The sequence below is a fragment of the Raoultibacter phocaeensis genome (assembly GCF_901411515.1).
Classification (GTDB): Bacteria; Actinomycetota; Coriobacteriia; order Coriobacteriales; family Eggerthellaceae; genus Raoultibacter; species Raoultibacter phocaeensis.
In genome coordinates, this window is sequence record NZ_CABDUX010000001.1 from 1747516 (window position 1) to 1761515 (window position 14000).

At 59.2% G+C, this 14000-nt stretch carries 12 protein-coding genes; all 12 read left to right on the forward strand.

Annotation, left to right across the window (positions count from 1 at the left end; all coding sequences use genetic code 11):
• Positions 1 to 331 precede the first annotated feature (331 nt).
• The gene (gene nrfD / locus FJE54_RS06960) at positions 332 to 1231 is read left to right on the forward strand and encodes an NrfD/PsrC family molybdoenzyme membrane anchor subunit (protein WP_180326615.1); all 900 of its coding nucleotides are present in this window, start codon (positions 332 to 334) and stop codon (positions 1229 to 1231) included.
• Between the two features lie 10 nt (positions 1232 to 1241).
• A complete protein-coding gene (locus tag FJE54_RS06965) occupies positions 1242 to 1652 on the forward strand; it encodes a GntR family transcriptional regulator (RefSeq protein WP_139651967.1) in 411 nt (136 codons plus the stop codon).
• Complete coding sequence (locus tag FJE54_RS06970) at positions 1630 to 2610, forward strand: slipin family protein (protein ID WP_139651968.1); 981 nt, start codon at positions 1630 to 1632, stop codon at positions 2608 to 2610. The genes FJE54_RS06965 and FJE54_RS06970 overlap by 23 nt, the downstream gene beginning before the upstream one ends.
• A gap of 221 nt (positions 2611 to 2831) precedes the next feature.
• Positions 2832 to 4847: a molybdopterin-dependent oxidoreductase gene (locus tag FJE54_RS06975; protein ID WP_180326616.1), complete on the forward strand. Its 2016-nt coding sequence runs from the start codon at positions 2832 to 2834 to the stop codon at positions 4845 to 4847.
• Complete coding sequence (locus FJE54_RS06980; protein WP_139651970.1) at positions 4817 to 5296, forward strand: molybdopterin dinucleotide binding domain-containing protein; 480 nt, start codon at positions 4817 to 4819, stop codon at positions 5294 to 5296. The genes FJE54_RS06975 and FJE54_RS06980 overlap by 31 nt, the downstream gene beginning before the upstream one ends.
• A 9-nt stretch (positions 5297 to 5305) precedes the next feature.
• A complete protein-coding gene (locus FJE54_RS06985) occupies positions 5306 to 5923 on the forward strand; it encodes a 4Fe-4S dicluster domain-containing protein (protein ID WP_139651971.1) in 618 nt (205 codons plus the stop codon).
• 68 nt (positions 5924 to 5991) lie between these two features.
• Positions 5992 to 6693: a ferric reductase-like transmembrane domain-containing protein gene (locus tag FJE54_RS06990; RefSeq protein ID WP_139651972.1), complete on the forward strand. Its 702-nt coding sequence runs from the start codon at positions 5992 to 5994 to the stop codon at positions 6691 to 6693.
• Between the two features lie 577 nt (positions 6694 to 7270).
• On the forward strand, positions 7271 to 7894 hold the full coding sequence (locus FJE54_RS06995; protein ID WP_139651973.1) for a VanZ family protein: 624 nt from the start codon (positions 7271 to 7273) through the stop codon (positions 7892 to 7894).
• A 291-nt stretch (positions 7895 to 8185) separates the two neighbouring features.
• Entirely contained in the window at positions 8186 to 10000 is a 1815-nt protein-coding gene (gene ade, locus FJE54_RS07000) for an adenine deaminase (RefSeq protein ID WP_139651974.1), read from the forward strand.
• Between the two features lie 65 nt (positions 10001 to 10065).
• Positions 10066 to 11406 carry a molybdopterin-guanine dinucleotide biosynthesis protein B gene (gene mobB, locus FJE54_RS07005; protein WP_139651975.1) on the forward strand — a complete coding sequence of 447 codons (1341 nt, stop codon included), beginning with the start codon at positions 10066 to 10068 and terminating at the stop codon, positions 11404 to 11406.
• A gap of 4 nt (positions 11407 to 11410) precedes the next feature.
• The gene (locus FJE54_RS07010) at positions 11411 to 12559 is read left to right on the forward strand and encodes a 4Fe-4S dicluster domain-containing protein (RefSeq protein WP_139651976.1); all 1149 of its coding nucleotides are present in this window, start codon (positions 11411 to 11413) and stop codon (positions 12557 to 12559) included.
• A gap of 107 nt (positions 12560 to 12666) precedes the next feature.
• The gene (locus tag FJE54_RS07015; RefSeq protein WP_218971896.1) at positions 12667 to 13980 is read left to right on the forward strand and encodes a cytosine permease; all 1314 of its coding nucleotides are present in this window, start codon (positions 12667 to 12669) and stop codon (positions 13978 to 13980) included.
• The last annotated feature ends 20 nt before the right edge of the window (positions 13981 to 14000 follow it).

Sequence of the window (14000 nt, forward strand, 5' to 3'; positions counted from 1 at the left end):
CAACGTTTGCCACAATAACAATAGGGTTTTTTCAAGTTTGAGTAAAGCGCCTGATGAGGAAGTGTTTTTTGCGCCATCATATAGTTGAAACGCGTGAAAATCGCTGTAAAGAACGCTCACGAAGCTACCTGCCGCATCGCGTCCAAGCCACGCAAGCTGCGCGATGCTTCGGAAGCGACACGCCAACCGTCTTTCGAAAGCGGCTACAGCCCTCTGGCCCAAAACCCACTCGAAAAGAGCTCGATAGTCGTATGACAAAAAGTCGTGCGACAATGTGTTATTCTATGCTCGGCAGAACCTGGGGATTGCCGAGTGGAAGATCCGACGCATTTTGAGCCTGTTGATCGTTGCATACCTGTTTTTGGGCGGAGCGGGGGCCGGGGCCTTTGCGGTTCTCGCCTGCATCGATGCTCGATTCTTTGGCATTCGCGGGTTGTCTTGGATTCCCTCGCATACAGGATCGGTCGAAAAACGGTATCTGTCGCTTCTTGTGAAGAGGGGGTACGTCGTTTCGTTTGCGGCTTTGGCGCTCGGCGCAGTCTGTCTGCTTGCTGATCTAGGGCGCCCGGAAATAGCGTACATGCTCTTCACGCAACCGACGTTTTCGTATATCAGCGTGGGAACGTACTCGCTTGCGGCCCTCATGCTCTGTGCACTGTATTTTGTGATAATCGGGCAGTTTGCGTTGCCTCGTTTTCTTAATCGCGCAAAGCCTGCTATGCTCCTGATCGGCTTTGTTTCGGCTTTGTCCGTGATGACGTATACCGGCGTGTTCTTGCAGTCGATGCGATCGATTGCGCTGTGGAATTCGCCGTGGCTGATCGTGCTCTTTGTTCTATCCGCCTTGTCGACGGGCATCGCGCTTGTGCTGTTGTGCTCAGGTGGGCTCTGCCTCAAGCGCATGGGGTCTGCCTTATCAAAACGATTAGCGCAGGTTGATCTGGTTGTTATCATCCTTGAGATTGTCGCTTGCCTTGCGTATCTGGTTTCGGTTGCGGATACCGAGCTCGGAGCGAAGTCGGTGGAGCGTCTGCTCGTCGGCGATACCGCCTTGGTTTTCGTGGGCGGTTTCATGTTGTGCGGGCTGGTGACACCCGGCATCATGGATGCGATTTCTATCAAGCGGCAACACGATGAACGACTCGATGCAGCGTTGGCTTGCCTGGTGCTCGTCGGCGGGTTTTGCTTGAGGCTCGGCCTGTTCGAAGCGAGAATACACAGCGGCACATGAATGAGGAAGTATGACAGCGAAACCGATACCGTCTTTCGAGATCGACGAATCCAGCGATTTGCCGCTGTGGGTTCGTCTGCGCGACAGGCTCGTGTACCTGATCAATGCAGGCTACTACAAGCCGGGCGATCAATTGCCTACCGTTCGCAAGTTCGCAGCCGAATTGTGCATAAGCTACAACACCGTCAGCAAAGCATATGTTGCGCTTGAGCGGGAAGGCTATATCGTAACGACGCAGGGCAGGGGAGCCTTCGTTAGCGAGCCGGATTCCGTATCGGATGCCCCCGACGTCAATGCGATGGTGGAGGATTTTGTAAACAACTGTTTGGAAAAGGGTATGACGTACGATGACATTCCAAAGCACGTCAACAAGTCCATTCGGAAGCTAAAGAGGGAACATGAAAAGAAGCAAGGGAAGTAAGGTCGGCGCAGCGGAGGCATCGAGAAAACGCGATACCGCTCGTCGTATCGAAATGGAGTTCGGCGTAGCAGCGGAAGCGTACCGCTCCGATCCGAGCAAGCGCGCGACTCGCAACGGCGCACTCGCGCTGCAGATCGCATTGGCGGTAGCGGTTTTCGGCGCGGTCTTGCTGGTATTTTACCTGGCTGCTTCCGAAATCGGACTCGTAGCGGTCTGTGTCGCATTTCTAGCATTTTTAGCGGCGCTCACGTCGGTTCACGTTGCGCTCGAATGGGAGCGTGTCGTCATCCTGCGCTTCGGGCGGTTCGCGCGTGTTGCGGGTCCGGGCGTGTTCTTCACCGTTCCGCTTATCGAGTACTGCTCGCTTCGGGTCGATCAGCGTATCATGATCACGCCGTTCGGGGCCGAGGAAACGCTTACTTCCGATCTGGTCCCCCTCGATGTCGATGCGGTCTTGTCGTGGATGATCTGGAATCCCGAACGGGCATGCACGGAGATCGAGGACTGTTATTTTGCGGTGGCTTTGGCCGCCCAGACCGCATTGCGCGATGCCATCGGGCGAGCGCCCATCTCCGAGGTAGTCGTCCGAAGAAACCAGCTCGATCACGAATTGCGATCGGCTATCGAAGGGAAGGTTTCGGATTGGGGCGTCACCGTCATTTCCGTTGAAGTGCGTGATATCATCGTGCCGAGCGAACTGCAAGACTCCTTGTCGCTCGAAGCACAGGCCGAGCGGCGTCGAAACTCGAGGATCATGCTCATGGAGGCCGAGAAGGACATCTCCGAATTGCTTTCAGAGGTTTCTGACCGGTACCGCGATGACGAAGTGGCGCTCGAGCTGAGGAAGATGCATTTGATCCACGAGGGGATTCATGAGAATGCGGGTGCCGTCGTCGTGCCCAGTTCGTATACGGAGGGCTTCGCGCCTTCGCAAGGGGAGGGACACGAGCACGCATAGCCGGGTATCCTATTAGCCGCAAAATAGAATAATGACAATCGGAAATTGTCGCACAACAATCTTGAATGTCGTGCGACAATCCTGTATAACGGTATGTGGGGAATTCAGCTGATTCCGAAGCTACGGTATGACGCGTAAGGGAGGCACCGGTCTGTCTCGTGACCAACGGGGTGGAGCAATCGTGCTATGCGTTCATGCCTCATGACGAGAGGAGAGGAATCATGGCTGGAAACGAGCCGTCCACGCTCACAAGACGAACCTTCCTGAAAACTACGGCCTTCGCGGCGGGTACTGCGTCGCTCGCAACGCTTGCAGGCTGCAGCCAACCGGCATCGGAGGGCGAAGCCCCAAAAGATGATGCACCTGTTCAAGTTGCGGAAGAGACGTACTTCCAAAGCTGTATGGGCAATTGTTCGGGATGGGGTTGCCCCTGCTACGTGCACGTCCGCGAGGGCAAGATCGCAAACATCACCCGTGCGAAGCTGAAGTGCCCCGACGGAAGCGATAGCCCCTATCAGGAAACATGTCTGAAGGGATACGCCAACATCGAGCGCATGTACTCGCCGACGCGCGTACTGTACCCCATGAAACGCGCAGGCGAGCGAGGCGCAGGTGAATGGGAGCGCATCTCGTGGGACGATGCCGTAAGCGAGATCACGACGAAGTGGAAAGAACTGCAGGAGCAGTACGGTCCCGAGGCCGTGGCCTTCATGAGCGGTTCCGGCTCCGGCATGGCGACCATCTCTTACACGGGACGCCTCCAGGCGCTCATGGGCGCTATGTCCATCGCTCCGTGTTACGACAACACGGGCATGAACGTGCAGATGAACCATGGCGGTTTGGGTGCTTATACCATCGGGCACAACGAACACCGCGATATGGTGAACGCGAACAACCTGTTCATCTGGGGAACCAATCCCACTGAGTCCAACATCGTAGATTATCACCTGGTGTCTCAGGCGAAAGAAAACGGTGCCAAGGTCATCTGCATCGACCCCATTTTCACCACCTCTGCCGCCAAGGCCGACCTGTACGTGCCCATCCGTCCCGCTACCGATGGACTTCTGGCTGCCGGCATGGCCCTCATCTCCATCCGCGACGGGCACGAGGACGTTGCCCACTTGCAGACCATGACGGTCGCCCCCTTCCTGGTGAAGGATTCCGACGGATTGTATCTGCGCCTTTCCGACCTCGGCAAAGCAGAGCCCCTGAGCGAGGATGACCGTATCCTTGTCATGGACGGCGGCGAGCCCGTGGCTTTCGACGCCGCCGCAAATCCCGAAATCCGCGGCAGCTTCGAGGTTGAAGGCGTTGCGGTCAAGCCGGCCTACCAGATTCTGCTCGATCGTCTGAACGAGTGGGATTTGGACACCATTGCAGAGATGACCGACGTACCGCTGGAGACCATCGAAGAGCTGGCCGCCCTCTGGAATTCCGGCCTCTCCTATATTTTCACCGGCTTCGGACCCGACCACTACGCAAACGGCCAATGCGGCTACGACGGCATGTTCGCTCTCATGGACATTACGGGCCAGGAGGCCAAGCACGGTGCCGGCTGTTCGTGCACCGATTTCAGCGCCCCCAATACGCCGGGAATCGTGAACACCGCTACCGCCGATCTTGCCGGGGTTGCTGCTCCGGGTCGCACCATCCATGCCCCTCATTTCCATCAGCTTATGGAGGATGGCGAGTTGGCCGGCATGACGGCACCGAAAGCTGCCTACATCTACATCTGCAATCCCATCACCAACGAACCGGATCGTCAGAAATGGCTGAAATCGTTCGACACGATGGAGATGGTGGTCGTTTCCGACATGTTCATGTCCGAAGCCGCCCAGTACGCCGATTACGTGCTGCCGGTCGCTTTCCTCTACGAGCGCGACGATTTGTCCTCCACCTCCAATCCCTTCGTCAAGTACACCCAAAAGGCCGTCGAGCCTGCGGGCGAGGCTATGGGCGACTTCGAGATCATCACCGCGCTGGGCAAAGCCATGGGCTTTGAAGAGTACTTTACGCAGGATCTCACCACGTTTTTGGCTTCCTGCGTGACCAACGATGCTGCTGCAGCCGTCGGCTTGAGCTGGGAAGCGCTTCAGGAGCAGCACGCGATCTGGACCTATCCCGAAGAACCCCAAGTGGTTGGTTTGACGGACATTATTTTGAGCGCCACTGGCCGCTTCGAGTTCTATCACGAGGGAATCCAGCCATGGCAAACGTGGGGCAGGAATGGGATATGATGAAGGAATCCTGCTGGTTCTGGGAGCCGCCCATCGAGGCATGGCCCGAGACGATCGGCGGCTTCGAGGCCGTGGAAGAAGCGGAAAAATACCCGCTGCTGTTCATCTCCGAACGCTGCAAGTTCAAGACCCACACCATGTTCAACAACTCGTCGATGATCCTCGAGTTGGATTCCGAACCCTACGTCAAGGTGAATCCGAAAGACGCCGAGGCCTACGGCGTAACCGAAGGCGATACCGTGCGCATCGAAAACGATCGCGGCTATGTGGTCATCAAGGTGGTTCTGAATGCAGGTGTCCGACCGGGCATGCTGGTCATCGATCACGGATGGGAACGCGACGGTTATATCGACGGCCACTATTCCGATCTGTCTACCTATGAAACGTGGCCTCGCTTCGAGCAGGACAACTGGTTCGACTGCCTGGTTCAAATGGAAAAGGTTCAGTAGGGGGTTATCATGCAATACGGAATGGTTATCGATCTTCAAAGATGCATGGGCTGCCAAACCTGCGCGACCTCGTGCAAGCTCGCCAACAACCTGCCGTCGGGCAACTGGTGGAACACGGTACGCACCGAGGGCGGTGAAACTATCGATACGGCGTCGGGCGATTATCCGAACTGCAAACTGCAGCACTATCCCATCGCCTGCCAGCATTGCAAGGAGCCTGCATGCGTTGCGGTGTGCCCCACGGGTGCAACATATCGCGACGAGGAGACGGGCATCGTTATGCAGGATCCCGAAACCTGCATCGGCTGCAAGTCGTGCATCGAGGCATGTCCCTACGCCGTGCGCGTGTACAATGACGGCGAACCCGCCTATGCGCTCGACTTTGCAGTCGGCCGCGCTGACGCGCCGGTGCATATTGCCAATACGGTGGAGAAGTGCACCTTGTGCAAGAATCTCATCGACGCCGGTGAAGAGCCCATGTGCGTGCAAGCCTGTGTGGGATACGCCCGCTTCTTCGGTGATCTGGACGATCTCGCCTCCGAGGTGGCAAAGCTCGTTTCTGATCGCGAGGCGATACAGCTTATGCCTGAGCAAGGTACGAATCCGTCGGTGTACTACGTGAAGTAACGCATTTCGGGCTTCCCGCGAAGAAGCGGGAAGCCCTTTTGAAGTCTGCATATAGCGAAAGGAATCCCATGAGCTTCGTTCTCGTTCTCGTATGCACGACTCTTGCGATATGGCTGCTGCGCGCTCCTTTGGCGAAGCATCCGATGGTGTTTTACGCGCTCGGCCTGCTGCTTACCGTATTGTACGTTTCGAACATGTTCGTCACGTACCCCGAGTTGATGCGCCGCGGCCTGTTCTTGCTTATGCAGAAATGCACGCTTTCGCTCGCCGTGTTCACGGTGGTCATGTTCATCGGTGTGTTCCGGAAGGATTCTGTCGTGAGTTTAGGCTTGCGCCCCGTGCGAGCCGAGCTTTCGATTCTCGCATGCATCCTCGCGTTGGGACATATGGTGATGTACGTGGTGTCGTTTGCACCCCGCCTGCTGAACGGCAGTGCGCTCGATGGGGGCTTTCTCGTGTTCTTTGCGACGGCGCTCGTGCTCCTCGTACTGCTTCTGGTTTTAGGCGTCACGTCGTTCAGGAAGGTCAAACGCAGAATGGATGCAAATCTATGGAAGGCCGTGCAAAAGGGAGCGTACGCGTTTTTCGGTTTGATATACGTACACCTTGTGAGCATTCTCCTGCCTTCGGCGCTTCACCAGGGGATAACGGCGCGCGTAAGCATTGCCGTGTATACCGTTCTTTTCGGGGCATACGCGGTGCTGCGAATCCGTCGAGCGTTTTTGGATCGAAAGGGCGAGCAGGCGGAGCTTTCTTCGGCCGCTTCGTGAGCATGTGTCGCAGTGGATGGGTGGGGCTGCCAAACGTTGGAATCGACATTCGGGGGCCGCATGCGTATCAGCGGTTCCGCTTCGAAGAGTTTTGTCGAAAAACGACCTCGAAATGGCTGCGAAGGCTCGCTTTGCGACGCTGAGCCGCTCTTTACCTTCCTCGCTGGGGCCACATTGTTTGCTCGAACAAACTGCGACCAGGGGATTGTCTGAAACGCAGTAGGCATGCAAGCTATAGGTGGGCTTCCGGGTTTCGCAAAGCGGCGGTTCGCCTGCATCCGAAGGCAGTTTTCGTGCAGAAACGCATTATCGATAAATGGCAGTCGTGCGGCGGCGCGACAACTGGTCGATTTTTCGTTGGGCCGTGTGGCGGCGTGATGGTCGCACTCGGTTTCACGTTGAGGCGCGTCCGATCTCAGTTGCACTGGGTTTCAAGGGCCTCGGCGATTGCGATGGCTTTCGGTGGTTGCTTCGGCTCTGCGCTAGCGGGAGACGTGCGGGCGGTGCACCTCCAAGCGGTTCGCTGTTGTGCGATCTAGACGAACGTGCATTGCTTGTGTTGTGCTAAGCTTCCGCTATGAACGCGAACCACAATACAGACGACGACCACGGGTGCGACTCTGCGCTTGGGCGAAACCCCGCCGAAGACGCTTCTGCCGCAAAAGCCCCGGCAAGCCGGACCGAACGAGATTGCGCGAACGGTGGCACGCGGGACCGAGCCAGAGGGGGCGGCTCGCCCCGCCCCCGGTGCTTCACCGCCATAAGCTGGATTCTCGTTGCTGTATGGGCTGCCTTCATTTTCTTCATGTCGGCGAACACGGGCTCGGGCCTGAGCAACGATCTGGGTTTCTTCTCGAGCATTTACCGGGTACTCGACGAGATGCAAACGCAGCTCTTGGGTCCCGATGCCGACGCCATCAACTCGATCGCGCATTTCTGCGAGTACGCCGTGCTGGGTGTGCTTTTTGCAAACGCGCTGCGCAGCCATATGCCGCTTCGCAGAGCGTTCGTAATCGCTGTCGTGTGTGCGAGCGCGTACGGGATCACCGACGAAATCCATCAGCTGTTCGTTCCTGAGCGCATGTGCGATCCTGTCGATTGGGTCGTCGATACGCTCGGCGCGTCGCTCGGTGCGGGACTGCTCTTTGTCGTATTGCGTGCAAGGGGTGCTGAGGGCCGCACTGCCAGGCGGGAGCCGTAACGGCGATCAGCTGAAAGACGTACTGGCGAACGGTCGCACATCGCCCTTCTCGCTGTATTGTGAAGCGAGTGCGGCCTCTGCGCGGCTCGGGTGGGGGTTACGACGATTTGTCGCCGTCCGCGCGGCTCGGGCAGGGTTTGCAGCAATTCGATGCCGTCCGTTTGGTTCGGGCGGGATTCACGGCGGTTTGTCAAAAAGATGGCCGTGTTCGGTTCCCGTTGACGAATCGCCTCCTTTGGCGTAGCGTTTCTGGTAATAGATTATCATTCTCGCGAGTCGAAAGAGGCTGTTATGATCAACCGGTTCTGCACGCATCAACTTTGGGATGTAACACCGATCTTGTCTGCGGTAGCGCAGGGTGTTCAGCCTGCGGAAACGGTTATCAAGGACGCGAAACTCGTCAACGTGTGCACCGCTGAGATACAAGAGGGCATCGATGTTGCCATCGCGAAAGGCCGCATCGCGTATGTGGGAGCCAACGCCGATCACTGCGTGGGCGAGCGTACGACGGTCATCGAGGCCGACGGAGCCTACATCGCCCCCGGCTTCCTCGACGGGCACATCCACGTGGAATCTTCGATGCTCGGCGTGACGGAGTACGCGCGTGTGACGGTGCCCCATGGCACGGTGGGCATCTACATGGACCCGCACGAAATCTGCAACGTGCTCGGGCTCGAAGGCGTAAAGGTCATGGACGAGGATGCGCAGCGCGTGCCCCTCAAAACGATGATCACCACTCCTTCCTGCGTACCCGCTGTTCCCGGGTTCGAGGATACGGGCTCGGCAGTCGGTCCCGCCGATATCGCCGAAACCATGAAGTGGGAAAGCGTCGTGGGCCTCGGCGAGATGATGAACTTTCCCGGTATCCTTTCGGGTTCCGACCACGCACACGGCGAAGTGGCCGAAACGCTCAAGCAGGATCGTGTGGTTACGGGCCACTATTCGCTTCCTGAAACCGATCGCGGCCTCAATGCCTACATCGCTTCGGGTATCCGCTGCTGCCACGAATCCACGCGCGCCGAGGATGCGCTTGAGAAGATGCGCCGGGGCATGTATGCGATGATGCGCGAGGGAAGCGCCTGGCACGATTTGGCGGCGCTTGCGCCCGTGATCGCCGACGGGAAGATCGACAGCCGCTTCGCCGTGCTCGTATCCGACGACAACCATCCCAATACCCTCGTAGAAAAGGGACACCTCGATTACCTGATCAGGCGCGCTATGGAAGAGGGTATCGACGCCGTCACGGCCATCCAGATGTGCACCATCAACTGCGCGACCTGCTTTAAGATGGACGACGAGCTGGGAAGCATCGCTCCGGGCAAGTGCGCGGACATCGTGTTTTTGAAGGACCTGGAAAGCATCGAGGTTCTTCGCGTCATGATCGATGGCAACGTGGTGGCCGAAAACGGCACGCCGCTGTTCGATCCCGCCCCGTTCGAGTATCCCTCGTGGGTGATGCACTCCATGCACGTCAAGGATCCCATCACTCCCGAATCGTTCGTCGTCGCGCCCCGCTCCCTCGACGAACACGCAACAGAGGTGACGATCCGTGTAATGGAGGTCATCGGCGCGCACGTGGGAGACATCGAGCGTCACTTGAACATGCCTGTGGTTGCGGGCACGATTCAAAGCGATGCAAAACGCGACATCCTCAAAACCTTCGTATTCGAGCGGCACCACGAAACCGGCACCTTCGGCTACGGGTTCACGAAGGGTTTCGGCATCACGCGCGGCGCGATGGCTTCGACGGTAGCGCATGATGCTCATAACCTGCTCGTGGTGGGCGCGAACGACGAGGATATGGCTCTTGCGGCCAATACCCTCGTCCAATCGGAAGGCGGCATGGTCGTGGTGGCGGACGGGGAAATACTCGGGCACGTAACACTGCCGATCGCCGGGCTCATGGCACCGCTTTCGGCTGAAGACATGAGTGCGAAAGTCGAGCGGCTCGAACAGGCGTGGCGCGAGATTGGGTGTACGATGCCCTCGCCGTTCATGACCATGGCGCTTATCCCGCTCGCGTGCCTGCCCGACCTTCGCCTCACGAACCGCGGGCTCGTCGATTGCACCGAGTTCAAATTCGTCGACCTGCTTGTCAATGCATAACATGTAGCGCGGTTGCTGCTTGGCGCGCAATGGTATACTTTTCATCCACGAGAAGGAAGGTGGCCATGGCTGTTCAGGTTCCAAGTCCTGCGATATCGATCGTCGGGCGGCATAACTCCGGAAAGACGACGCTCATCGAGCGGCTCATTGCCGAGCTGGTAGGGCGCGGACACGATGTGGGCAGCGTGAAACACCACAGCCACGTGGGGTTCGACATCGACATTCCCGGTAAGGATTCCTACCGCCATCGCGCGGCCGGTGCATCGGAAACGGTGATCGCGGCACCGGGTCAGATGGCTCGCATCAAAACGGTCGACGGCGAGATGGAGTGCGACGAGATTCTCCACACCATGCCCGGCCACGATATCGTCATCGTCGAGGGGTATCGCAAAAGCGGCCTTCCCACGATCGAGATCATGCGCTCGGGCAACGACGCCGATTCGCGCGTTGCGCAGGTGTTCTGCGAGGGCGCCAATCTCGGCTGGCCGCTCGGTACCGATTTCACGCAGCTGACACGCGGCATGGTTCCCGTTGACGAGCACGACGGCGAAGAGATACCCATGCACGGCGAGGGCGAAAACCCCGTGACCGAGCATTTTCCCACCCAGGCGCCTGATTACGAGGATATCTCCAACAAGCTTCCGATGGCGGGCACCGAAGCGGTTGTCACCGACATTCCCGAGGCCGTCGAGGCTGCCAAGATTTACGGCATACCGGCGTTCAGGCTCGACGACGTCGAGGGGCTCGCGGAGTTTATAGAGATGCGCTACGTGCGTCCGCGGTTGACGGTAGTCATCCAGGCGGGCGGAGAGAGCAGGCGTATGGGCCGCAGCAAGGCGACGGTGCCGTTTCTGGGCCGTCCGCTCATCTGCCGCCTTATCGAGCGGTTGAGCCCGGTCGCCGACGATCTCATCATCACGACGAACGAGCCCGAGAACCTCGTGTTCCTCCATACCGAATTTCCCCATCTGCGCATTCAGCTTGTGTGCGACGCCGCCGACTACCGCGGGGCGCTGCCGGGCTTGTACACGGCGCTTCAGGCGGCACGCAACCCCTACGTGGCCGTAGTCGCCTGCGACATGGTGTTCGCCTCGGCTGCGCTCATCGTTGCCGAGGCCCTCGAAATGAAGCGCACCGGGGCCGACATCGTCGTTCCCGCGAACAAACACGGCTATGAGCCCTTCCATGCGATGTACAACCGCATGGGCTGTCTGCCTGCCGTGCGTAAAGCCCTGTCGAGGGGAGATCGCCGCGCGCAGTCGTTCTTCGACGAGGTGCGCGTGCAGGAGCTTCCGCAGGCGAAAGTGCTCGAGGTCGAGCCCATGGGAGGATGCTTCGTCAACGTGAACACGCCCGAGGAGCTCGCCGCTATCGAAGAGACTCTGAAGAAAGACAAGGATCAGTAACCTTATGCCCAATTTGAACGACATCGTCGAGATCGCCGAAGCACTTGAGAGCAAAGCGGTGTTCGCCGCCGAGGAGCGCTGCGTCGTGGTGCGCAACCGCAACGCGAAGTGCCGCAAGTGCGTCGAGGCGTGTCCGTCCGGCGCGATCGAGGTGGGCGGCAACCGCCTTACGTATTCGGCGCGCGCCTGCGTGTCGTGCGGCGCGTGCACGGTGGTCTGCCCGACTGAGACGCTCATCCCCATGCGGCCGCTCGACGAGGATCTGGCGACCTCGATCGCGCAAGCCTGCGTACTTGCCGACGGTACGGCGGTGTTCGCCTGCGCGCGTGCAGCCGCCAAGCGCACGGCCGATCCGAACCGCTACGCGGAGGTGCCGTGCTTGGCGCGCATGGAGGAAAGCGTGCTCATGGGGCTTGCGGCGCACGGCGTGTCGCGCCTTGTGCTCGTCGACGGTACGTGCAAGACCTGCAAGTACCGCGCGTGCAACCCCGGCATCGACGCGACGGTGGCTTCGGTGAACACGCTGCTCGAAGCTGAGGGCATCTCGCTGAGGGTCGAACGTATGTCGGAGTTTCCCGAAGAGCTGCGCGTCGAGGAGACGACGGGCTTGTTCGGCGTGTCGCGGCGCGGCTTCTTCACGCAGGCCAAAGACGTGGCGAAAGACGCAGCGGAGAAGGCTGCCGTCACCGCGCTCAAAAAAGAGCTCGAGAAGAAGGCGCCTTCGCTTCGCGATCGTCTCAAGATGAACGACAAAGGGTCGCTTCCGCAGTTCAACGCCATGAGGCGTATGCACGTGCTCGACGCTATGGATACGATCGGCATGCCGATCGCCGACGCATTCGAGACGAGGCTTTGGGGAAACGTTCAGATCGACACCGAGAAATGCTCGTCATGTTTCATGTGCACGACGTTCTGCCCGACAGGCGCGCTCAGGAAAAGCGAGGAAGCCGAAGACGGCAAGGTGCATGCGATCGAGTTCTCGACGGCGGATTGCGTGCAGTGCCGCATGTGCGAGGACATCTGCCTCAAGAAGTGCATCACGGTTTCCGATGTGGTTTCGACCAGCGATCTGTTCGATTTCGAGCCGCGCGTGATCGAGCTGCCCGAGCCGCCTAAAAAGGCGGGGCTCATCTCAAACCTCAAGCGACGCTAGGGTTTCAGGTATGCCGTCGCAGGTCAACCGTTTATACGCGGCAACGTCCGCCGACCGCATGCGTGCGGCGGCGCTTATCGGCTGCACGAGCATCAGAGGAGTGTGAGGTGGAAGGGGATCAGGGTACGGGCGGCTCGCTTGCTCAGCTGCGCGTGAAGGATGGCGAACGCAAGGGCTTTCTCTCTATCGCGCCGGTTCCCATCGGCAATATGTTCAGCGCATCGGCCCTGCTCGTGGGTGCGACGATCGGTGCGGGTCTCACGCTTGCCGACAGTCTGCTCGCCATCGTGTTCGGCTTCGGCTTCGTAATGTGCTACATGTGCTTCGTGGTCATGGAGGCCGCCGACACGGGGCTGCCCACCGCGGCGTTCGCAGGTGCTGCGCTCGGTAGGTCCGGAGCACGCTATCTCGTAGCCATCATCGTGGGCGTTGCGTGCTTAGGATGGTTCGGCATTCAGGCGGCGGTGTGCGGGGCGTCGTTTTCGCTCATGATGAACGATCTGGCCTCCTTTGACGTTCCGGTGTGGGCCTCCACGGTGTTCTGGGGCGCCATCATGGTGGTGACTGCGGTGTACGGGTTCAACGGGCTGCGCTATCTCGGTTACGTTGCGGCACCGCTTTTGGCGATCATCTGCGTCTACGGTACCGTCGTCTCGGTATCGTCCGGCGGCGGCATCCAGGCTCTGCTCGGATACGTTCCCGCCCCCGAGGCGGCCATCGCGCTCGTCGCGGGCGTGAACTTCGCCATCGGCGTCATCGCCATGCTCGGTACGACCGCAGGCGATTTCATCCGCTACGCGCGTGACCGAAAGACGGCGGTGCTTACCTGTTTGGCGGGGCTTCTGCCTGCGGGCGTGGTTGTGCTCATGATGGGCGCGATCATGTCGATCTCTACAGGGGAGGCCAACATCGCCGTCATCATGGCATCGTTCGGCTTGCCCGCCGTGGGTCTCGTTGCGCTCGTTCTGTCCACGTGGACGGTCAATGCGAGCAACGTGTATTCGGCGGGGCTCGGCTTCTCGGTCATGCTCGGCCGCGACACCGACAACCGCAAATCGACGACCGCAGTGGCGGGACTTATCGGCATCGCGTTCGCGGCGGCGGGCATCCTCGATCACCTCACGGTTTTCTTGAACGTGCTTTCGGCCTGCGCGCCCGCGCTTGCGGGCACGATGATCGCCGACTACTGGATCGTGAATCGCGGCGATAAGGCGAAGTTTTGCATCGGGCCGGGCTTTCGCGCGTGCGGCATGATCGCGTTTTCGGTCGGAACGCTCGTAGCGCTTGTAACCGGCGGCACATTCGGCATGATTCCAGCGCTCGCGTTTCTCGACGTTCCGTTCTTCATCGGGCCGGTGAACGGTATCGTCGTGTCGATCGTCGTGTTCATGGCCGCCCATCGGTTGATAGAGGTAAGATAAGAGGCGCCCGCATCCTTGAG

Bases quoted from the DNA above. Each gene is read 5' to 3' on its own strand.
- FJE54_RS06965 (WP_139651967.1), top strand. From the start codon at position 1,242: ATGACAGCGAAACCGATACCGTCTTTCGAGATCGACGAATCCAGCGAT.
- FJE54_RS06970 (WP_139651968.1), top strand. From the start codon at position 1,630: ATGAAAAGAAGCAAGGGAAGTAAGGTCGGCGCAGCGGAGGCATCGAGA.
- FJE54_RS06975 (WP_180326616.1), top strand. From the start codon at position 2,832: ATGGCTGGAAACGAGCCGTCCACGCTCACAAGACGAACCTTCCTGAAA.
- FJE54_RS06980 (WP_139651970.1), top strand. From the start codon at position 4,817: ATGGCAAACGTGGGGCAGGAATGGGATATGATGAAGGAATCCTGCTGG.
- FJE54_RS06985 (WP_139651971.1), top strand. From the start codon at position 5,306: ATGCAATACGGAATGGTTATCGATCTTCAAAGATGCATGGGCTGCCAA.
- FJE54_RS06990 (WP_139651972.1), top strand. From the start codon at position 5,992: ATGAGCTTCGTTCTCGTTCTCGTATGCACGACTCTTGCGATATGGCTG.
- FJE54_RS06995 (WP_139651973.1), top strand. From the start codon at position 7,271: ATGAACGCGAACCACAATACAGACGACGACCACGGGTGCGACTCTGCG.
- ade (WP_139651974.1), top strand. From the start codon at position 8,186: ATGATCAACCGGTTCTGCACGCATCAACTTTGGGATGTAACACCGATC.
- mobB (WP_139651975.1), top strand. From the start codon at position 10,066: ATGGCTGTTCAGGTTCCAAGTCCTGCGATATCGATCGTCGGGCGGCAT.
- FJE54_RS07010 (WP_139651976.1), top strand. From the start codon at position 11,411: ATGCCCAATTTGAACGACATCGTCGAGATCGCCGAAGCACTTGAGAGC.